20 protein-coding genes and 1 pseudogene are annotated in these 19,888 nt (G+C 60.3%); 13 read left to right on the top strand and 8 right to left on the bottom strand.

The window, feature by feature from the left end; genetic code table 11:
* Nucleotides 1-39 precede the first annotated feature (39 nt).
* From AC245Y_RS29230 to AC245Y_RS29245, 4 genes are read right to left on the bottom strand one after another with little or no spacing between them, the layout of a single operon-like run.
* Entirely contained in the window at nucleotides 40-273 is a 234-nt protein-coding gene (locus tag AC245Y_RS29230; RefSeq protein ID WP_017996572.1) for a hypothetical protein, read from the bottom strand.
* Between the two features lie 33 nt (nucleotides 274-306).
* The gene (locus tag AC245Y_RS29235; protein ID WP_003554151.1) at nucleotides 307-546 is read right to left on the bottom strand and encodes a hypothetical protein; all 240 of its coding nucleotides are present in this window, start codon (nucleotides 544-546) and stop codon (nucleotides 307-309) included.
* A 10-nt stretch (nucleotides 547-556) separates the two neighbouring features.
* Nucleotides 557-817: a hypothetical protein gene (locus AC245Y_RS29240; protein WP_032996996.1), complete on the bottom strand. Its 261-nt coding sequence runs from the start codon at nucleotides 815-817 to the stop codon at nucleotides 557-559.
* A 3-nt stretch (nucleotides 818-820) separates the two neighbouring features.
* A complete protein-coding gene (locus tag AC245Y_RS29245; RefSeq protein WP_003554144.1) occupies nucleotides 821-1,141 on the bottom strand; it encodes a helix-turn-helix domain-containing protein in 321 nt (106 codons plus the stop codon).
* Between the two features lie 246 nt (nucleotides 1,142-1,387).
* Between AC245Y_RS29245 and AC245Y_RS29250 the strand changes: the two genes are divergently transcribed.
* Complete coding sequence (locus tag AC245Y_RS29250; protein WP_017996570.1) at nucleotides 1,388-2,449, top strand: class I SAM-dependent methyltransferase; 1,062 nt, start codon at nucleotides 1,388-1,390, stop codon at nucleotides 2,447-2,449.
* Between the two features lie 29 nt (nucleotides 2,450-2,478).
* On the opposite strand, the gene AC245Y_RS29255 is transcribed toward AC245Y_RS29250, so the two are convergent.
* Entirely contained in the window at nucleotides 2,479-3,504 is a 1,026-nt protein-coding gene (locus tag AC245Y_RS29255; protein ID WP_017996569.1) for an AraC family transcriptional regulator, read from the bottom strand.
* Between the two features lie 60 nt (nucleotides 3,505-3,564).
* Between AC245Y_RS29255 and melA (AC245Y_RS29260) the strand changes: the two genes are divergently transcribed.
* The 7 genes from melA (AC245Y_RS29260) to AC245Y_RS29290 all read left to right on the top strand — a co-directional run bounded on the left by melA (AC245Y_RS29260) (nucleotide 3,565) and on the right by AC245Y_RS29290 (nucleotide 13,051).
* Nucleotides 3,565-5,031, top strand: a complete 1,467-nt coding sequence (gene melA, locus AC245Y_RS29260; RefSeq protein ID WP_017996568.1) for an alpha-glucosidase/alpha-galactosidase — start codon at nucleotides 3,565-3,567, stop codon at nucleotides 5,029-5,031.
* Between the two features lie 124 nt (nucleotides 5,032-5,155).
* Nucleotides 5,156-7,243 carry an ABC transporter substrate-binding protein gene (locus AC245Y_RS29265; RefSeq protein WP_012763388.1) on the top strand — a complete coding sequence of 696 codons (2,088 nt, stop codon included), beginning with the start codon at nucleotides 5,156-5,158 and terminating at the stop codon, nucleotides 7,241-7,243.
* A gap of 118 nt (nucleotides 7,244-7,361) precedes the next feature.
* Nucleotides 7,362-8,369, top strand: coding sequence for an ABC transporter permease (locus AC245Y_RS29270; protein ID WP_012763387.1), 1,008 nt, complete (start codon nucleotides 7,362-7,364; stop codon nucleotides 8,367-8,369).
* Between the two features lies 1 nt (nucleotide 8,370).
* Entirely contained in the window at nucleotides 8,371-9,504 is a 1,134-nt protein-coding gene (locus AC245Y_RS29275) for an ABC transporter permease (protein ID WP_017996567.1), read from the top strand.
* 10 nt (nucleotides 9,505-9,514) lie between these two features.
* Nucleotides 9,515-11,182, top strand: coding sequence for an ABC transporter ATP-binding protein (locus AC245Y_RS29280; protein ID WP_017996566.1), 1,668 nt, complete (start codon nucleotides 9,515-9,517; stop codon nucleotides 11,180-11,182).
* Between the two features lie 22 nt (nucleotides 11,183-11,204).
* Nucleotides 11,205-12,575, top strand: coding sequence for an alpha-glucosidase/alpha-galactosidase (melA, locus tag AC245Y_RS29285; RefSeq protein WP_003554125.1), 1,371 nt, complete (start codon nucleotides 11,205-11,207; stop codon nucleotides 12,573-12,575).
* Nucleotides 12,576-12,829: 254 nt separating this feature from the next.
* Nucleotides 12,830-13,051, top strand: a complete 222-nt coding sequence (locus AC245Y_RS29290; protein WP_017996565.1) for a hypothetical protein — start codon at nucleotides 12,830-12,832, stop codon at nucleotides 13,049-13,051.
* Nucleotides 13,052-13,159: 108 nt separating this feature from the next.
* Here AC245Y_RS29290 and AC245Y_RS29295 read toward each other — a convergent pair whose 3' ends face one another.
* Nucleotides 13,160-13,657, bottom strand: coding sequence for a DUF995 domain-containing protein (locus AC245Y_RS29295; RefSeq protein ID WP_026157622.1), 498 nt, complete (start codon nucleotides 13,655-13,657; stop codon nucleotides 13,160-13,162).
* Nucleotides 13,658-13,725: 68 nt separating this feature from the next.
* On the opposite strand from AC245Y_RS29295, the pseudogene AC245Y_RS29300 reads away from it, so the two are divergent.
* A pseudogene (locus AC245Y_RS29300) lies at nucleotides 13,726-13,925 on the top strand (LysR family transcriptional regulator); the annotation flags it as partial.
* Between the two features lie 420 nt (nucleotides 13,926-14,345).
* On the opposite strand, the gene AC245Y_RS29305 reads toward AC245Y_RS29300, so the two are convergent.
* Together AC245Y_RS29305 and AC245Y_RS29310 are read right to left on the bottom strand one after the other, a co-directional pair.
* Complete coding sequence (locus AC245Y_RS29305; protein ID WP_409565702.1) at nucleotides 14,346-16,232, bottom strand: potassium transporter Kup; 1,887 nt, start codon at nucleotides 16,230-16,232, stop codon at nucleotides 14,346-14,348.
* 118 nt (nucleotides 16,233-16,350) lie between these two features.
* Nucleotides 16,351-16,821, bottom strand: coding sequence for a hypothetical protein (locus AC245Y_RS29310; protein ID WP_210162549.1), 471 nt, complete (start codon nucleotides 16,819-16,821; stop codon nucleotides 16,351-16,353).
* 460 nt (nucleotides 16,822-17,281) lie between these two features.
* Between AC245Y_RS29310 and AC245Y_RS29315 the strand changes: the two genes are divergently transcribed.
* The 4 genes from AC245Y_RS29315 (at nucleotide 17,282) to AC245Y_RS29330 (ending at nucleotide 19,557) form a co-directional block, all read left to right on the top strand.
* Nucleotides 17,282-17,731, top strand: coding sequence for a DUF2383 domain-containing protein (locus AC245Y_RS29315; RefSeq protein WP_003554116.1), 450 nt, complete (start codon nucleotides 17,282-17,284; stop codon nucleotides 17,729-17,731).
* A gap of 150 nt (nucleotides 17,732-17,881) precedes the next feature.
* Entirely contained in the window at nucleotides 17,882-18,457 is a 576-nt protein-coding gene (locus tag AC245Y_RS29320) for an alpha-ketoglutarate-dependent dioxygenase AlkB (protein ID WP_003554114.1), read from the top strand.
* A complete protein-coding gene (locus AC245Y_RS29325; protein WP_157628366.1) occupies nucleotides 18,458-18,793 on the top strand; it encodes a hypothetical protein in 336 nt (111 codons plus the stop codon).
* Complete coding sequence (locus AC245Y_RS29330; RefSeq protein ID WP_017996558.1) at nucleotides 18,793-19,557, top strand: metallophosphoesterase; 765 nt, start codon at nucleotides 18,793-18,795, stop codon at nucleotides 19,555-19,557. The genes AC245Y_RS29325 and AC245Y_RS29330 overlap by 1 nt, the downstream gene beginning before the upstream one ends.
* Nucleotides 19,558-19,888: the final 331 nt, after the last annotated feature.

The following is a 19,888-nucleotide window of genomic DNA, read 5'->3' on the forward strand; positions in this document are numbered from 1 at the left end:
GCGTGAGATGCAGGAGCCATGCCAGCCTCGTAAGAGGTGTCACATTTGCCGAAGCAGCGGAACCCCCTGACCGCTCAACATGGAAGCTGCGATGAGGGTATTATGCATAAGGCTCATGATCGTCAGTGGTCCTACGCCGCCTAGTAACGGCGTAATTGCGCCAGTGCGCATCGAGGCGGCGAGGCAACCGCCAAACAGCGCCGGCGCCCCGGCGATCCGTCCCGCATCGAACGACCTGAAAAAGACTGGTGAGCATCGGATATGGCTGGCCATTGCAGACAGCCTATCCGCTCGCACGCCCCGGGGTCACGGCGCTGAAATTGCTGCAAGCCGGTCGATGTCGACCAGCACGATGTCCTCGGAAACAGGCTCGCGATTGTGCAGCCGGAACCATTCGGCAGCTTCCCGCACCCGATCTCCATGCGGCGACGGATAGGCGCCAAGTCCGAGAACCCATTCCCGTACGGTCTCGCGCTCCATCCGCCCGGCCCGGTATCGATCGCAGACGGTTTTCGCCGATGCGACCAGATCGTTGATGCTCTTCACGGAATATCCCTCAATGCACGGACGGCTCTTCATCCTCGAGAAACGATCGAATGCCGTCGCGGGCGACGACGGCCAGGAATTCGTCGAAGGCATCCCTGTCGGTCGGAAATGGCTCGTCCCAGCGGATCAGATCTTCCGCTTGCGTGACCACTTCCATCGTCCAGTCTTCATTGCTGCCCGATGTGCGGAAGATATCGACGAGCACGGTGATCCCGTCGTCGGTGAATTCTCCCGCCAGTTCGGAGTGTTCGAGCTTTTCTTTTTTTGCCATCATTCAGCCACCCGCACCGGGCGGTGCGTCGTTTTCGAGATATTCTTCATATTGAACCGTCTCGGTCTCATTCGTGTCGATCGAGGCATCAGCGCGTTTTGCCAGGCGAACGCCCGCACCCCCGCCATTTTCGGGGATGAAAATTACACCCGCGCCTTCCAGGGCGTGCTTCATATCCTGAAGCGTTCGTTCGTAGGGAGAGCGCTTTGCCGCCTCGAAATTAGCGATCGTCGCCTTGGCGACTTTCGACGCCGACGAGAGATCGTCCTGAGACCACGCCAAAAGGGCACGAGCAGCGCGACATTGAGCGGACGATAGGCACAAAACGATAACCTTGCATCAAAAGTGTGATTCTGCCTCGGGCAGATTATATTAAACACGCAATCTCGACACAAGCGATGATGAGTGCCAGGTCCATGGCGGGCGTATTCCGCGTCTGGAAATAGATCCCTGTGCCATTCTTTTGACCGTAAATCCTCCACGCTCGTTCTCGCGAACGACAAGGTTGATTGACTGAATATTATTAAAGTCTAATTTAGCTTACCTTTATCACGCACCCGGGAGGTAACAATGCGTGAGCCGGATATGCAAAAACTCGATGCGCTTGTCGGTCGTCTTGTTGGCGACGTCGGCGCCGCCATGTCAGGTGCCTTGGTCGTGCTTGGCGACCAGGTCGGAATCTACAAGGCGATGGCCGACGGAACGCCGATGAGCGTCCAGGATCTTGCCAAGAAGACGGGGATCAAGGAGCGCTATCTCAGGGAATGGCTGAGCGCCCAGGCGGCGGCCGACTATGTCGCTTACGATGAAAAGACCGATCGTTTCAGCCTGACGCCGGAGCAGGCGATGGTCTTTGGCGAGGAAAACAGCCCGGCCTTCTTCGTCGGCGCCTTCGAGGTCGTGCAATCCATGTGGATGGACGAGCCCAAGGTCGCCGACGCCTTCCGCACGGGGAAGGGTCTCGGCTGGCATGAGCACAGCACCTGCCTGTTTCGGGGAACCGAGCGGTTCTTTCGTCCGGGCTATAACAGCCATCTCGTCAATGAATGGATTCCGGCCCTTGGCGGGGTCGAAGAAAAGCTCAAGGCCGGCGCCAGTGTCGCCGATGTCGGCTGCGGTCATGGGGCATCGACCATCCTGATGGCGCAGGCCTATCCCGCCTCCCGCTTCACCGGCTTCGACTATCACGGCCCGTCGATCGAAAGGGCAAACGCCGCCGCCAAGGAAGCGGGTGTTTCCGACCGTGTGAGCTTCGAGCAGGGCTCGGCGGCGGAATTTCCGGGGCGCGGCTATGATATGGTCGCCATGTTCGATTGCCTTCACGACATGGGCGATCCGGTCGGCGCCGGCCGGCATGTCAAGGACACGCTTGGGCCGAACGGCACGTGGCTCATCGTCGAGCCCTTTGCCCATGACCATCTCAAGGACAATCTCAATCCGGTCGGCCGCGTCTATTACGGCGCGTCGACGATGATCTGCACGCCGGCATCGCTCTCCCAGGAGGTTGGGCTCGGGCTCGGCGCCCAGGCGGGAGAAATGAAGCTTCGAAAGGTCGCGCTCGACGCCGGGTTCACGCATTTCCGTCGCGCCACGGAAACGCCGTTCAACATGGTGTTCGAAGTCCGGGCCTGAAGCCAGGTCCCGCCGATCGGGACGAGCAGCTATCTCAGTTTTCCGATGCTGGCATACATGCCGGTCGTGCGGAATTCGGTCGGGTTTGTGCCGTAGACACGGCGGAAGACCTTGGAAAAATAGTTGGGGTCTTCGAAGCCGCACATGATGGCGACTTCCTTGACCGGCAGAAAGTCGGCCTTGGTCAGAAGCTTGACGGCGCGCTGCAGGCGTTGCTGCAGCACGAATTCGGCCGGCGGCATGCCCTCGCTGTCGGCAAAGCTGCGCGAGAAATGCGCGCGGCTGAGGCCGACGATGCCGGCAAGCTCGCTGACAGGTAGCGACTTTTCGAGATTGGTGTTGATATGGTCGATCACCGGCTGCATCAGGCTGAGCTCGGCGGCGAAGGCCGGCGAACCGAAGACGTCGTCGTAAAGCGCCATCGCCGCTTCATAGGCAATCGCCGACGCGGCACCCGGCGACGTTGCGCCCTTGACCAGGCGCAGGCTGCAATCGGCGAGATGATCGATGGTCGAGGGCTGGAGCTTCAGCACCGGCCCGGCGGTCGACAGCACCATCTGGTGGATGCGCAGCGTTTCCTCGCCATTCATCGAGATCCAGAAATATTCCCATCGGTCGCCCTTCTCCAGCCAGTAGCGATGATTGTGCGGCACAAGAACGAGCAGCGTGTCGCCGCCTTGAAGGCGATAATTGCGGTGCTGGTAGCGCAGCTGGCCGCTGCCGCTGATCGTGTGCTGCAGGACGGTGAAGGGGGTTTGACCGCGCCGGCGGCCGTCCCAGTCATAGCTCTCGTTCTCGCGCACTTCATAGCCGGCGCTGGTCGGCATGGCGTGCAATCGCTGGCGGCCCCGGGGTAGCGAAACCGTCCTCATCGACTGTCCGTTGGCGATCAAATCCTGCAGCACAAAATTACCCCTGAAAGCATAATCCTTCTCTGGTCGCCCTGTCGATTTCGGGCATAATCCCGGCCGACAAGAGGAAGAGACCACGGCCGATAGAGCGGCCGGGAGGAAAAAGGCAGATTTTACGGTGTTTTCAGCCACATGCGTCAGCATGCGGCCTGATCCTCCATAACCTTCTTTTCCTTAGCATTCGATTGGATCGAGGTGAAGATCATGAGTTTCAAAATCGCTATCATCGGTGCGGGCAGCGTCGGTTTCACCAAGAAGCTGTTTACCGATATATTGTGCGTTCCCGAGTTTCGAGACGTCGAATTCGCGCTGACGGATCTCAGCGAACACAATCTCGAAATGATCAAGGCGATCCTCGACCGCGTCGTCGAGGCGAACGGGCTGCCGACGAAGGTGACGGCGACCACCAACCGGCGCCAGGCGCTGGAAGGCGCGCGTTATATTATCAGCTGCGTGCGGGTCGGTGGGCTCGAGGCCTATGCCGACGATATCAGAATCCCGCTGAAATACGGCATCGACCAGTGTGTCGGCGATACGATCTGTGCCGGCGGCATCCTCTATGGCCAGCGCAACATCCCGGTCATTCTCGACTTCTGCAAGGATATCCGCGAGGTCGCCGAGCCCGGCGCGAAATTCCTGAACTATGCCAACCCGATGGCGATGAACACCTGGGCGGCGATCGAATATGGCAAGGTCGATACCGTCGGCCTCTGCCACGGCGTCCAGCATGGCGCCGAACAGATCGCCGAGGTGCTCGGCGCCAAGTCGCTGAGTGAGCTCGACTATATTTGCTCCGGCATCAACCACCAAACCTGGTTCATCGATCTTCGCCTCAACGGCCGGAGGATCGGCAAGGACGAGCTCATCGCCGCCTTCGAGGCGCATCCGGTCTATTCGCAGCAGGAGAAATTGCGCATCGACGTGCTGAAGCGTTTCGGCGTCTATTCCACCGAAAGCAACGGCCATCTCTCGGAATACCTGCCCTGGTACCGCAAGCGGCCGGACGAAATCACCCGCTGGATCGACATGTCCGACTGGATCCACGGCGAGACCGGCGGCTATCTCCGCCATTCCACTGAAACGCGCAACTGGTTCGAGACGGAATATCCGCAATTTTTGGAATCCGCCGCAAAGCCGATCGATCCCGCCAAGCGCTCGAACGAACATGCCAGCCATATCCTCGAGGCGCTGGAGACGAACCGGGTCTATCGCGGCCATTTCAACGTCAAGAACAATGGCGTCATCACCAACCTGCCGTCCGATGCGATCATCGAATCGCCGGGCTTCGTCGATCGCTTCGGCATCAACATGGTCTCCGGCGTCACCCTGCCGGAAGCCTGCGCGGCCACCTGCATCGCCTCGATCAACGTCCAGCGCATGTCGGTGCACGCGGCGATATCAGGCGACGTCGACCTCCTGAAGCTTGCCGTGCTGCACGACCCGCTGGTCGGCGCCGTCTCGACGCCGGAAGAGGTCTGGCAGATGGTCGACGAGATGGTCGTTGCCCAGGCGCGCTGGCTGCCGCAATATGCGCATGCCGTGCCGGCCGCCAAGGAGCGGCTGTCGAAATCGAAGGTGCAGACCCGCGACTGGGCGGGGGCCGCACGCCGCAACGTTCGCTCGATCGAGGAGCTGCGCGCGGAAAAGGCGGCGCTGAAACAGGCCGTCTGATTTTCGTGAAAGATGGGTCGTCATGGGTTTCCGGGAGGGAAATCCATGACGTCAGGCCTGCTTTCATGTCGTTCGAGGAAAAAGGAGCCGCGTGAGCCGTGCTCCGGAACAAGAGGGAGAAACGATGATGAATTTCCGTAACGCAGGCATTCTGGCCGGACTGGCGCTCAGCGTCTCAGCCGCGGCGCTGAATGCATATGCCTCCGAGCCAACCGTTCCGCCGGCGCCGGCGGACTTTCCGGCCGAAGGCAAGATCAACTATGTGGCGCGCGACTCCATCCTGGAGTTCAAGGCGCTGCCCGAATATCACGAGCCCGACTGGGTCACGAAGAATTTCGTCGCCACCGGCAAGCTGCCGCCGGTCAAGGATCGCCTGCCGAAGGAGCCGATGGTCTTCAAGACAGGCAATATGCCCGACGGCATCGGTGTCTACGGCGATACGATGCGTCACGTCATCGGCGGCCGGCCGGAAGGCTGGAACTATGGCGCCGGGCAGACGCAGGGCTGGGGCGGCATCGATATCGGTCTCTCCGAATGCCTGACGCGCACCGCGCCGCTGTTCCAGGTGCAGGCCTCCGACACCGAGCCGCTGCCGAACCTCGCCAAGAGCTGGGATTGGTCGCAAGACGGCCATAAGCTGACCATGCACCTGGTCGAAGGCGCCAAATGGTCCGACGGCGCGCCGTTCAACGCCGACGACATCATGTTCTACTGGGACGACGAAGTCGTCGACCCGAACGTCTCGCCACTCGGCGGCGGCGCCTCGCCGGAAGCTTTCGGCGTGGGAACGACACTGAAGAAGGTCGACGATTACACCGTCGAATGGACCTTCAAGGAGGCCTTCCCGAAGCAATATCTCTATACGATGTCCTACCCGAACTTCTGCCCGGGTCCGTCGCATATCCTGAAGCCGAAGCATCCGAAATATTCGAAGAACACCTACGACCAGTTCAAGAACGCTTTCCCGCCGGAGTTCATGAACATGCCGGTCATGGGCGCCTGGGTGCCGGTGGAATATCGCTCCGACGATATCATCGTCATGCGCCGCAACCCTTACTACTGGAAGGTGGACGAGAAGGGCGATCAGTTGCCCTATCTGAATGAGCTGCACTACAAGCTCTCGACCTGGGCGGACCGCGACGTTCAGGCCGTGGCAGGATCCGCCGATTTCTCCAACCTCGAGCAGCCGGAAAACTTCGTCGCCTCGCTGAAGCGTGCCGCGGAAAAGACCGCACCCGCCCGTCTCGCCTTCGGCCCGCGCCTCATCGGCTACAATCTTCGCATGAACTTCTCCGCCAACGGCTGGGGCAACCCGGACGAGCGCGGTGAGGCGATCCGCGAGCTGAACCGCAACGAGGATTTCCGCAAGGCCGTCACCATGGCGCTCGACCGCAAGGCGATCGGCGACTCGCTGGTCAAGGGGCCGTTCACCGCGATCTATCCCGGCGGGCTCTCCTCCGGCACCAGCTTCTACGACCGCAACTCGACCGTCTACTATCCCTTCGATCTTAAGGGCGCCAAGGAGGAACTCGCCAAGGCCGGCCTCAAGGACACCGACGGCAACGGCGTCGTGAACTTCCCGGCCGGGACGCTCGGCGGCAAGGATGTCGAAATCGTCATGCTGATCAACAATCAGTACACGACCGACAAGAGCCTCGCCGAAGGTGTCGTCGGCCAGATGGAGAAGCTTGGTCTGAAGATCGTCATCAACGCGCTCGACGGCGCCAAGCGTGACGATGCCCACTATGCCGGCCGCTTCGACTGGCTGATCCAGCGCAACACGACGGAACTGTCGTCGGTGGTGCAGAACACCGAACAGCTTGCCCCTGTCGGTCCGCGCACCAGCTGGCACCATCGCGCCGGCAAGGATGATCAGCTTGATCTGATGCCGTTTGAGAAGGAGCTTGTCGATGTCGTCAACAAGTTCAGGACGAGCCAAAGCAACGACGAGCGCGTCGATCTGATGAAGCAGTATCAGAAGATCTCGACGGAGCACGTCAACACCGTTGGCCTGACGGAATATCCGGGCGCCCTGATCGTCAACAAGCGGTTCTCTAACGTGCCCCAGGGTACGCCGATCATGATGTTCAACTGGGCTGAAGATTCGGTTATCCGCGAACGCCTGTGGGTGGCCGCCGACAAGCAGGGCAAATACGAGCTGTTCCCCGAACAGCTGCCTGGCAAGCCCGGCGACAAGGGTCCCATAAACTAGAGCTCCCTCCCAGCTGAAGTGAGCTTCCGGCCGCGCGTGCAGCGCGCGGCCGGGCAAGACCAACAAGCCGGCCGCGCTGACGAGGAGCGACTGGCGGCAAGGAGAAGCGAACCGTCTAATGTTACGATTCCTGCTCGTGCGCATAGCCTCCGCGATCCCCGTTCTCTTCATTCTGAGCGTGGTGACTTTCGCGATCATCCAGGCCCCGCCTGGCGACTACGCCGACTACATCCGCTCCCAGCTGATCAACCAGGGCGGCGCGTCCTATGCGCAGGCCGAAGAGCAGGCGCAGGCTTACCGCGTCGAACACGGCCTCGATAAGCCGCTGGTCGTCCAATACGTCAACTGGATCGGCGGCATCGTGACGCGCGGCGATTTCGGATACAGCATGTTCTATAACAAGCCGGTCGCCGATGTCGTCGGCGAACGCCTGCCGAGGACGCTGCTTCTGGCGCTCGTCTGCCATCTCTTTGCCTCGGTGCTCGGCATCGGTTTCGGCATCTGGGCGGCAACGCGACAGTACAGCTGGATCGACAGCCTGCTATCGGGGATTTCCTTCCTCGGCATGACGGTGCCGCGCTTCCTGATGGCGCTGATCATCGTCTATCTCCTGGTCTTCCAGCTCAATGTTTCCGAGATCGGTAGCTTCTTTTCGCCGCAGTATGGCGGCGCGCCATGGTCCTGGGCGAAATTCGTCGATCTCGTCCACCACGTCTGGCCAGTCGTCGCTATCGCCACCTTCGGCGGGCTGGCCTATAATATGCGTGTCATGCGCGGCAATCTGCTCGATACGCTGAACGCCCAATATGTCGAAACGGCCAAGGCCAAGGGGCTTTCCGGCGCAGCCGTGGTGATGCGCCATGCGGTGCCGAACGCGCTGCACCCGCTGGTGATGTATCAGGGCGTCGTGCTGCCTTACATGCTGACCGGCGAGATCGAGACCGCCATCATCTTCGCGCTGCCGACTGTCGGTCCGGCCATCGTCGGCTCGATGGCGGTCGGCGACGTCTATGTCACCGCCACTTTCATGATGGTGCTGTCGGCCACCCTGATCATCGGCAATATCATCGCCGACATGCTGCTCGCTCTTCTCGATCCGCGTGTCCGCCAATATGGAGGAGCCTGAGATGCTTGCTTTCGACTCTTCCGCGACGCCACCGACAACCGACATCGTGACCAAGCCATCGCGTGGGCATGAAAGCTATATCGCCCTTGTCTGGCGTCGGTTGAGGCGCTCCTGGACCGGCATGGCCGGGCTTGTGCTCGTCGTGCTCTTGATCCTCATGGCGATCTTTGCCGATTTCTTCGCGCCGATGGATCCGAAGGCGACTGATGTCGGCTTCGCGCCGCCACAGGTGATGAGCTTCCACGACAAGGACGGCAATTTCGTCTTCCAGCCGCGCGTCTATGCGCTGTCGGATTCCGAAGAGCTCGATCCGGTCACCTTCCAGCCGATCGTCGGCATCGACTACGACAATCCGCGGCTGCTCAGCTTCTTCGTCAAGGGTGCCGAATACCGGCTTTTCGGCCTGATCCCGGCCAGCCGGCACTTCTTCGGCTCGACCGACGGCCAGCCGGTGCATTTCCTCGGCACCGACAAGTTCGGCCGCGACGTACTGTCGCGCGCCATCATCGGCTCGCGCATTTCGCTGACAATCGCCCTGACGGTCGTCTTCATCGTCACCATCATCGGCACGACCGTCGGCATGGTGTCCGGTTATTTCGGCGGCACCTTCGACGTCTGGCTGCAGCGTTTCGTCGACCTGGTGCTCGCCTTCCCGCAACTGCCGCTCTATCTGGCGCTGACCTCGCTGATCCCGGTGACGGCGCCGACCAACGTCTTCCTTGCCTTCGTCATCGTCGTCATGTCGGCGCTCGGCTGGGCGCAGATGTCGCGCGAGGTGCGTGGCAAGACCTTGGCACTCGCCCGCATCGATTATGTCAGGGCGGCCATGGCCGTTGGCGCCACCGACACGCGCATCATCATGCAGCACATCTTCCCGAATGTGATGAGCCACGTCATCGTCGCGGTGACGCTGCATATACCGAGCGTCGTGCTGTTGGAATCCTTCCTCGGTTTCCTCGGTTTTGCCGTCAAGCCGCCGCTGATCTCCTGGGGGCTGATGCTGCAGGATACGGCGACCTATTCGGTCATCGGCTCCTATCCCTGGATTCTCGCTCCTGTCGGCTTCGTGCTCGTCACCGTCTTCGCGTTCAACGCGCTCGGCGACGGATTGCGCGACGCGGTCGATCCTTATTGAGGAGATTGATATGGCGCTTGCACTGGTCAATTCCTTCGCCCCGCCCGTCCGCCACGATCATGATGGCCGTTCGGACAGGCCGATCATCGACGCCCGCAACGTCGCGGTGAATTTCAAGGTCGAAGACGGCATGGTCGAAGCCGTCAAGGACGTCTCCTTCCAGCTCTATCGCGGCGAGACGATCGCGATCGTCGGCGAATCCGGTTCCGGCAAATCGGTGACGGCGCGAACGGTGATGGGGCTGTTGTCGAAGCGCGCCGTCGTCTCCGAGAAATCGACGGTCGCCTATGACGGCAGCAACATCCTGAAATTTTCCGAGCGGGAGCGCCGCAAGCTGCGCGGCGACCGCATTTCGATGATCTTCCAGGAACCGATGAGCTCGCTGAACCCGATCTATACGATCGGCAGCCAGATCGTCGAAGCGATCCGCGTGCATCGGCGGATCAGCAAGCGGGATGCGCAAAAGCGGGCGCTCGAACTGCTGGAGCATGTGCAGATCCCCGATCCCGCCGCGCGGCTGATGCAATATCCGCATCAGCTTTCGGGCGGCCAGCGCCAGCGCGTGATGATCGCCATGGCGCTTGCCAACGATCCCGACGTGTTGATCGCCGACGAGCCGACGACGGCGCTCGACGTCACCGTGCAGGCGCAGATCCTGAACCTGATCCGCAACCTGCAGAAGGAACTGGGGATGGCCGTCATCCTCATCACCCACGACCTGACCGTGGTGCGGCAGTTTTCCGATTACGTCTATGTGATGCAGTACGGCGAAGTGCGCGAGCACAACACCACCGAAGCCCTGTTTGCCAACCCGCAGGACGCCTATACCAAACATCTGCTTGCCTCCGAGCCGCGGGGCGAGGCCAATCCACTGCCCGAAGGGTCGGATGTCATCCTCGATGCCAAGGGCGTGCGGGTCTCCTTCATGATGCGTCACGGTACCTTTCTCAAGCCGGCGATGCGTGAGCTTGTCGCCGTCGACAGCCTCGACCTGACGCTTCGCCGTCACGAGACGCTGGGGCTGGTGGGCGAATCCGGTTCCGGCAAGACGACGTTCGGCCAGGCGATCCTGCGACTGAACACGCCCGACAGCGGCGAGATCCGCTTCGACAATCAGCCGATCCATGGCCTATCCCGGGCCGAGATGCGGCCCTTGCGCGCCCGCATGCAGGTGGTGTTCCAGGACCCGTTCTCATCGCTCAATCCGCGCATGACGATCGGCCAGATCATCGAGGAGGGGCTGGTCGTCAACCGGCTGGGCGCGACCAAGGCCGAACGGCAGGATCGGGTGCGTGAAGCGCTTGTCGCCGCCGGCATGCCCGGCAATATCCTGTCGCGCTTCCCGCACGAATTTTCCGGGGGCCAGCGCCAGCGCATCGCCATTGCCCGCGCCATTGCGCTGGAGCCGGAATTCATCCTGCTCGACGAGCCGACATCGGCGCTCGACCTTTCCGTCCAGGCGCAGATCATCGAACTCTTGCGCAAGCTGCAGGACGAACGTGGCCTGAGCTACCTCTTCATCTCCCACGATCTCAAGGTCGTGCGCGCGCTCTGCCATCGCGTCATCGTCATGCAGCATGGCAAGATCGTCGAAGAGGGTCCCGTCAACGAAGTTTTATCCCATCCCAAGACCGCTTACACCGAACGGCTCGTCAAGGCCGCTTTCGAGGTAGCATGATTGCCGAATGCCGGAGGTTATAATGGCAAGAAATCCCAAAATCACTTTCATCGGAGCTGGCTCCACCGTCTTCATGAAGAACATCGTCGGTGACGTGCTGCAGCGTCCGGCCCTGTCAGGCGCGACGATCGCCTTGATGGATCTCAACCCGCAGCGGCTGGAAGAAAGCGCCATCGTCGTCAACAAGCTGATCTCGACGCTCGGCGTCAAGGCGAAGGCCGAGACCTATTCTGACCAGCGCAAGGCGCTTTCGGGCGCAGATTTCGTCGTCGTCGCCTTCCAGATCGGCGGCTATGAACCCTGCACGGTCACCGATTTCGAAGTGCCGAAGAAATATGGCCTTCGCCAGACGATCGCCGATACGCTCGGCGTCGGCGGCATCATGCGCGGGCTTCGCACCGTGCCGCATCTCTGGAAGGTCTGCGAGGACATGCTCGCCGTCTGCCCCGAGGCGATCATGTTGCAATATGTCAACCCGATGGCGATCAACACCTGGGCGATATCGGAGAAGTATCCGACCATTCGCCAAGTCGGCCTTTGCCATTCGGTGCAGGGCACGGCGATGGAACTGGCCCACGACCTCGATATTCCCTACGAGGAAATCCGTTACCGGGCGGCCGGCATCAACCACATGGCCTTCTATCTCAAATTCGAGCATCGCCAGGCCGACGGTTCTTACCGCAACCTCTATCCCGATCTCGTGCGCGCCTATCGCGAGGGCAGGGCGCCGAAGCCTGGCTGGAACCCGCGCTGCCCGAACAAGGTGCGCTACGAGATGCTGACGCGGCTCGGCTATTTCGTCACCGAGAGCTCGGAGCATTTCGCCGAATACACGCCCTATTTCATCAAGGAGGGCCGCGACGACCTGATCGAGAAATTCGGCATTCCGCTCGATGAATATCCGAAACGCTGCATCGAGCAGATCGAGCGCTGGAAAGGCCAGGCGGAGGCCTATCGTTCGGCCGACAAGATCGAGGTCAAGCCGTCGAAGGAATATGCCTCCTCGATCATCAACTCGGTCTGGACCGGCGAGCCCTCGGTGATCTACGGCAATGTCCGCAACAATGGCTGCATCACCTCGCTGCCCGCCAATTGCGCCGCCGAGGTGCCCTGCCTCGTCGATGCCTCCGGCATCCAGCCGACCTTCATCGGCGACCTGCCGCCGCAGCTGACGGCTCTGATCCGCACCAATATCAACGTGCAGGAACTGACGGTGCAGGCCCTGATGACGGAAAATCGCGAGCATATCTATCACGCCGCGATGATGGACCCGCATACGGCAGCCGAACTCGACCTCGACCAGATCTGGTCGCTGGTCGACGATCTGCTCGCCACCCACGGCGACTGGCTGCCCGAATGGGCACGCACCGCCCGCAAGGTACAGGCCGCCTGAGCCCCTCTCCCGGGTGAGGCGTCAAGAAGCCCCGCGGTCGCAACAACCGCGGGGCTTTTTCGTGGGATCAGGCGTTAACGGGTCACTCGTTTGTCAGGCTTCTGCTGCATTCCAGAATGCACTTTCCCCAACGTCTTGAGCCCGAAGCGTAAGCCAGTGGCGCCGACATTATCCGCGCGTCGGGTTCTGCAAATTATGGTACTTGAAAGTACTTAAAATGTCCCTATAGTTGAGTCCATGGAGAAAATCGGCCAATGGACTTCGCACTCCTTTTCAACCTGTTCCGGAAGCCCAGGCAGGCCAACGTCACTGACGTCACACTCTGGCACAAGCACGAGACACTCCTGCCGGTACCACTCGTCGACGCCGCCGCCCGAAACCCGTCGGGACAAATATGGCGCCGGCTGAACGGTGTGCAATGGGAATATAAGCAGGACCCCGAAACGATTGAAGAATTCGATGCTCGACAATATTGAGACTAAAGCCCAGCCGTCGCAGATAAATCTGCCACGGTGCAGTTGCAACGGACAGTGCCGCGATAGAGACAGGAGATTCTCCAAGCCGTCGAGGAGAACCATTCTCTGTCATTTCGCTGCGGCTTTGGCCTTGTCGAACATCGGCGTGACCTTGTCACCTTTTGACATTTTTTTCACTTCGCCGTTGTAGATGTCTCCGTCGTACTGGTCATCGCCGGAAATGTTCTTAGTCCAAATCTGCTTGCCGACCCGCCACCAACCCTTGCACGGGCTGTAGACGAATTTGGTCTCGCCACTCTTGTCTTTCCAATTCGAAGTAAAGCAAAAGGTGTTGCCGGTGCCTGTCCACGTGCCTTCCGCATAGCCATACTCACCTTTCTTTTTGCCAACTTTGACGCCTTTGAGCGTCCCATCGGCAAACCAGGTGTAATAGACCAAGCCGTCGCCGACGTCGTACTTGACGGTATGGCCGAGGTATAGATCCTTGACTTCCTGCTCGGACAATTCGACCGCGCTCTTCGGCAATTTCCCTTCATTCTTCGCAAAAGCCGGCGCTGAAAAGACCAACGCCAGTGAGATCACAACAGCAGTAGCGAACTTTTTCACGGCTGATCCTCCTTGCTTGTAATTGAAAACTGCGCCCATTTTGCCCCCGTGTAAATTCGCCCAACGGAGTTAGCGGCGTCTCGGCAGGCCTTGGCATCGGCTTTGCGCCGGAATGGACCGAGGGCCTGCCGAACCGGGCCTTCGAGCTGAAGGCGGTGAGGGGCATCGATTTCCGGATCGGGCTGGCGTCGCCTGGAATAAAGAGGATCCGACTGCCTCGCGTGACGACATCGTCGATATCGCGAGGTCGTTGGCGCGGCCGGGCAGGCGAGGCGAGGGGCACCACGGGTACACCCAAAGCGGAACGGCTTGCCGGGGGCAGTCGGTCCCGGGTTCCGCTCGTTCCCGAGCGGCGCTCCGCTAACCCTCCTGCGGCTACCCTTTTAACCGGTCAAGCCGTGCGCGAACTGGCGCCGGCGCGGACGCGCCTTTGCCTGGTATGCTCATTGTTTGGAGGAGGCGTGCCTGCCGTGGCAGGCACGATCTCAAGAACAAGAAGGGCTGACGGTCGCAAGTTCGGCATTTGGTTCACGACGTGCACGCTATAAACATCGAGCTGTCATTCATGACGTCTATTCCACACGCGTCGCGTGGCGACTTGTCGCGAAGCCTAGATTCCTGGTTTCCGAGCGCTTTCAATCATTCACCCATGGCGCGACGTCGGAGACCTGGTTTCGGAAGCGGCCGGCTAGATGGTGGTTTGCAGGCCGAGTTCCACCACCCGCCCGGTGGGCAGCCCGAAATAATCCGTGGCATTGCTGGCGTTGCGCGAAAGGGCGATGAACAGCCGATCTTGCCAGAAGGGCAGGCCGCCCTTCCTTGATGGAAGGATCGTCCGGCGGGAGAGGAAGAACGAGGTCGACATGATGTCGAATTTCAGGCCGAGCTTTCGCACCAGGACAAGCGCGCGCGGGATGTTGGGCGTCTCCATGTAGCCGAAGGTGACGACGATTCGGCTGAACAGCGGATTGAAACTTTCGAGAAAGATCTTCTCGGTGTCGGGAACGAACGGCGTGGTGGCGGTGACGACGCTCAGGATGACGTTCCGCTCGTGAAGCACCTTGTAGTGCTTCAGACTGTGAAGGAGCGCCGTCGGCGCGCCCTCGACGTCGCTGGTCAGGAAGATCGCGGTTCCTGGCACCGTGGGTGGCTTCTTGCGGGCCAGGTTGTCGATGATCGTCGCGAGCGGAATTTCGTCGGCCTTGGTGCGACTGATGAGGAGCCGTCGCCCTGCTGTCCAGGTCTGCATGATGAGCGCCATGGTGGCGGCGACGGCCACTGGGACCCAGCCGCCGTCGGCGAACTTGGCGATGTTGGCCGCGAGGAAACCGGCGTCGATCAGGGATATCGGGATGATGACGGCGAGGGTCGTTGCCAGTTTCCAACTCCAGATCCGCCGCATGACGACGAACAGCAGTACGGAGGTGATCAGCATCTCGCCGGTGACGGCGATGCCATAGGCGGCCGACAGTCCGCTGGAACTGCGGAAAAACAGGACCAGGGCCGCCACGAAGACGAAGAGCAGCGTGTTCACCCGCGGCATGTAGATCTGCCCCGAATGGGTCTCGGACGTGTGCAGTATCTGCAGGCGGGGAAGCAGGTTGAGATGGATCGCCTGGCGGACGAGCGAGTATGCTCCCGATATCACCGCCTGGCTGGCGATGACCGTCGCCGCCGTCGCGAGGCAGACCATGGGGATCCTGGCCCATTCTGGATGCATGTTGAAGAACGGATGGGCAGCCATCGTGGGATTTGCGAGCACGAAGGCTCCCTGTCCGAAGTAGTTCAGGAGCAGGCTCGGGAAGACGAGCGCGAACCACGCCACGACGATCGGCCGCCGGCCAAAGTGTCCAAGGTCGACATAAAGCGCCTCGGCGCCCGTCACCGCGAGGAAGACCGCGCCGAAGACCGCGACGGCGGAAGCGATGTTGTTGGCGACGTACCAAACGGCGTGGACCGGGTTGATCGCGCCGAGGACCGATGGATCGTCGAGGATGTGGATCGCCCCGCTTACGCCCAGGACGACGAACCACAGCGCCGTTATCGGCCCGAAGACGGCCGCCACGCCACCCGTGCCGAAACGCTGGACGAAGAACAGCGCGGCGATGATCGTCAGCGTGATCGGCACCACCCAGTTCGTAAGAGCGGGTGCCACCACCTGAATGCCCTCGACCGCCGAGAGAACGGAAATCGCCGGCGTGATGATGGCGTCGCCGAGAAACAGCGACGCGCCCGTCACGCCGAGGACAAGCACCCATTTGGGTCGTCCTCTTAGGCTCTCCCGCGCGAGGCTCATCAAAGACAGCGTTCCGCCTTCGCCCCGGTTATCCGCCTTCAGCACGAAGGTCACGTATTTCAGCGTGACGACGATGGTGAGAGCCCAGATGATCAATGAAAGGATGCCGAGGACGTTCTCTTGGTGGGCTCCCGACCCGCCCGTGGCGTGGAGAGCCTCCCTGAACGCGTAGAGCGGGCTCGTCCCGATGTCGCCATAGACGACGCCCAGCGCGGCGAGGACGAGCGAAGGTAGGCCGCCTCTGGTTTCCTCTCCGAGTTCCGGATCCTCGGATCGCATGTGGGTGGAGGTCAAAAGTCATGTCCTGTTTGGTTGCCGGCACTTCGCGAGCCTCGGCGATTCAATTCCATCCCTACGGTGATCGATATCGGAATGGCACTGGTCGGCAGGCCAACGCTTAACACGCCGGCGGGATGCGCGCATCCAGACCCTGGAGGTTATCCCGTGTCAGTGGAAGGCGATAGGAGACGGGTGCGCTCTCCTGCGCGCCGACAAGCGATGAGAACAGCCGCGTCCCTGAGGATTGCTGGTGATCATCGAGGTTTTGGATCAGGTCGGTAACCACCAGTGTCTGGTTTTTCCGGTGAAAGAAGCAAACTTCGCGGAGCCCACCCATGCCCGGCACCTCGATTTGATCGATATCCGCCGTCCAGGGAGCTCTGGATGCGTGGCCAAGATCGCCGTGCCATGAAATACGCGCCTTCTTGGCTTGGCGACGCTGCGCAGGCGAGGCTTCAGGGACGCGTCCCTTCCAGTCTTCACGAACTCCAGTGCGCGCTGTTTGGCGCGACGATAGACGACGGCTGTTTCGGCTGTAGGTATTTGCAAGAGTGACAAGACCGAGCGCGACCGCTACCGTCGCCGCCACCGCACCAAGCGGCGACCAGAGAGGCGGATGATGAGCAGGGTGAAGTAGATCGCGACCCCGCGAACAACGGCGTCCATTGGTTCTCCAAGGGAAAGATAAAAGTCGAGTGCTCCGCGACATCATCGCCGATGCGGGCGAGGTAGGAGCGCAGACCTGGCCGTTGTGTCTGCAGCCCAAAGACGATCTTCGCCTGCGCGGTCGGATCCGCTGGGAAACGTCGACTTCTGGGGACGCCCTCCACGGAGAAGGCTTCAAGAAAGCGCGCATCGATATAAACGACTTGATCGGCCTTAGATGGCCCAAAGGTCACCCTCATTTCGTCTGGGGCGTTCCATGGTGATATCGCGTGAAGCTCGGTCGAGCCTCCCGCCATGGCAAGAACGCGTCTCATCCATCGCGTCAAAGGAACAACAGTCCGCGCAGAGGGTTTGCCCCTCCTCAACAGCAAATGGAGGACGACATGGTAACGATGGTAGGCAATGAATCCGACATCAAGGGTTTGGTCAAGGATCTGATCTATCTCGAGTATGATGCGATCGCCGCGTATGATTCCTGCATCGAGCGTCTCGACGACAAGCAGTTCGCGACAAAGATCACCAGCTTCAAGCAGGACCACTTGCAGCATCTCGAAGTACTCAACGAGATGGCGCGCGAGCTTGGGATCGAGGCACCGACGCGGGGCGACATGAAGGAGATGCTGACGACCGGCAAGATCGCCCTCGCCGATCTGATGGGGGATGCCGCCATTCTCAAGGCAATGAAAACGAATGAAGATGATACCGTGACCGCCTACCAGCGAGCATCACGTCACGAAGACGCCATCCCCGCCTCGAAAGCGTTTTTCATGAAGGCGCACCAGGACGAGGAACGGCATCGTGCCTGGATGGACACGACCGCGAAGGCGTTGTGACACTGCAAGGCTTCAGCGCGATGAAAACCGGTGCCACGACCAGCATCGCCATGTACCACCGTGGGCTCTATATTGAGATGAGGGCGCGGGGAATTCCCTCCGCGCTCCACGAGTTCAATCTCCTTTCTATACGAATTGCCGAAGTTTGTCATGAAACCATCGCAGCAAGGAGACCTGTTTGCCGCATCGGAAGAGGAGCTTCCTGAAGGCTTCCGCTACGACGCTGCCGTTGTTCCGGACTTCGAACAGTCTCGCCTTCTCGAATACGTTTCTTCATTGCCGCTTAAGCCTTTCGATTTCCACGGCTTCGAGGGGAAAAGAAGGGTCGTCTCCTTCGGCTGGAAGTACGACTTCGAGACGGAACGGATGACGCCGGCTGAGAATATCCCCGATATCCTTCTTCCTGTCCGTGCGCTCGCCGCCGGCTTTGCCGGGATCGAGGCCAACCAGCTGCAGCAAGCGCTGGTCACCGAATATGCCCAAGGCGCCCCGATTGGATGGCATAGGGACAAAAAGGTATTTGGCCGGGTTGTCGGTGTGTCGCTCTTGGCCGCATGCACCTTCAGATTGAGACGGCGGGCTGGCGCCAAGTGGGAGCGCTTCTCGCTCAGGGTAGAGCCGGGGTCGGCATATCTCCTGTCGGGGCCGGCCCGAAACGAGTGGGAGCACTCCATTCCGCCGGTCGACACACTTCGCTATTCGATCACATTCCGGGAAATAGACTGATTGATGTTGAGTTGGCGGCCGACAAACGGCGACCGATACGACAGCAAGGTCAAGCAATATCCAAATCTCTTCGTAGTCTTTATCCAGAAGCGGGAGTGCCGATTGGTCGTAGCCGATGAACTTTGCACTGAAGGCTATAAGCATATCGCCAGCAAATTCGATGTGCCTGAAGGCTATGGCGCCATGAGCGTTCTTTCGGGCAGGTCGACGCCTGGCCGCGAGCTCTCGGCTTTCGAGGCTGATGCAGCCGCGTTTGATGCGGTGATCCGGGCACTATATCGAATCGGGGGAAGACTGGACTATGAAGGCGCCATGTTCACCTGCAGGAAAAAATAGTGATCATCACCGAGAGCTTGCCGTCCATTGTCTATGCCATTGCCGACGTCCATGGACGCGCCGATCTTCTCGAGGCCATGCTTGGATACATCGCCGCTGACTCGGATAATCATGATACGAAGCCGGTCGTGATGTTCCTGGGCGATCTGATCGATCGTGGCCCTCACAGTCCAAAGGTCCTGGATCAGGTCTGTTCGACACTCAACCTTTATCCGGGTTCTCGACTAATCCTTGGCAACCACGATTTTTACCTGCGTGAGCTCCTTCGTGGTGCTCTCGCATATGAGGACGCTGTCAACTGGATGGATTGGGGAGGCGTCGCGACATTGAGCGCGTATTCCACTCGCCCAATCCCTGCGTTCGAGAATATCGCTGCAGATATCCGCAGCGTTTTCCCACACCATGTGGACTTGCTGGAAAATGCGCTGTCATTCAAGGAGATCGGGCGCTTCTGCTTTGTTCACGCTGGAATACGTCCCGGCGTTCAGCTCGCAAATCAAAGCGAATACGACTTGCGGTGGATCAGGGCGGGTTTTCTCGACCACATTGATGTTCATGATCACGTCGTTTTACACGGTCACACGATCACTAAGTCTCTTCGACCTGAAGTCTATTCGAATCGCATAGCTTTGGATACCGGAGCGTATCGGACTGGCCGGCTAAGCGCCGCCGTAATCAGGCACGATGAGCTTTCACACTTCCTATGCACCGAACTGACCGAGAGCGGCGCCATCCGAGTCGGCGAGTGGCGCCCATCTAATTGACAAGAGTAGGAGATCGACTGTCGATGTCTCCAATGCGGCCAAGCAATCGAGAGGTCAACGCGAGACGCTGAAACCGACGTCTGGGCCGCTGAGCAAACACGGTCCAAATGGCATACGTGAGCCGCCGAAGGAGAGCTCGACCTGAACGTCTTTGGAGTCCGTCATCCTGGATGCCACATGAGCGGACCAGTACGGCTCATCCGTAAAGAATTCCGCTCTTTGTCTCCAACGGCATCATCCGCCGTCGCCAAGCACGCCGGGCACCACGACGCTTCGACTGGGCGAGCCGCCGTCGATTGCGGGCTCATGAGCGAGCAGGAACCTCACCATC

The organism is Rhizobium sp. SRDI943 (genome assembly GCF_057653695.1).

Bases quoted from the DNA above. Each gene is read 5' to 3' on its own strand.
- AC245Y_RS29230 (WP_017996572.1), bottom strand. From the start codon at position 273: ATGGCCAGCCATATCCGATGCTCACCAGTCTTTTTCAGGTCGTTCGAT.
- AC245Y_RS29240 (WP_032996996.1), bottom strand. From the start codon at position 817: ATGGCAAAAAAAGAAAAGCTCGAACACTCCGAACTGGCGGGAGAATTC.
- AC245Y_RS29250 (WP_017996570.1), top strand. From the start codon at position 1,388: ATGCGTGAGCCGGATATGCAAAAACTCGATGCGCTTGTCGGTCGTCTT.
- AC245Y_RS29255 (WP_017996569.1), bottom strand. From the start codon at position 3,504: ATGCTGACGCATGTGGCTGAAAACACCGTAAAATCTGCCTTTTTCCTC.
- melA (WP_017996568.1), top strand. From the start codon at position 3,565: ATGAGTTTCAAAATCGCTATCATCGGTGCGGGCAGCGTCGGTTTCACC.
- AC245Y_RS29265 (WP_012763388.1), top strand. From the start codon at position 5,156: ATGATGAATTTCCGTAACGCAGGCATTCTGGCCGGACTGGCGCTCAGC.
- AC245Y_RS29270 (WP_012763387.1), top strand. From the start codon at position 7,362: ATGTTACGATTCCTGCTCGTGCGCATAGCCTCCGCGATCCCCGTTCTC.
- AC245Y_RS29275 (WP_017996567.1), top strand. From the start codon at position 8,371: ATGCTTGCTTTCGACTCTTCCGCGACGCCACCGACAACCGACATCGTG.
- AC245Y_RS29280 (WP_017996566.1), top strand. From the start codon at position 9,515: ATGGCGCTTGCACTGGTCAATTCCTTCGCCCCGCCCGTCCGCCACGAT.
- melA (WP_003554125.1), top strand. From the start codon at position 11,205: ATGGCAAGAAATCCCAAAATCACTTTCATCGGAGCTGGCTCCACCGTC.
- AC245Y_RS29290 (WP_017996565.1), top strand. From the start codon at position 12,830: ATGGACTTCGCACTCCTTTTCAACCTGTTCCGGAAGCCCAGGCAGGCC.
- AC245Y_RS29305 (WP_409565702.1), bottom strand. From the start codon at position 16,232: ATGCGATCCGAGGATCCGGAACTCGGAGAGGAAACCAGAGGCGGCCTA.
- AC245Y_RS29315 (WP_003554116.1), top strand. From the start codon at position 17,282: ATGGTAACGATGGTAGGCAATGAATCCGACATCAAGGGTTTGGTCAAG.
- AC245Y_RS29320 (WP_003554114.1), top strand. From the start codon at position 17,882: ATGAAACCATCGCAGCAAGGAGACCTGTTTGCCGCATCGGAAGAGGAG.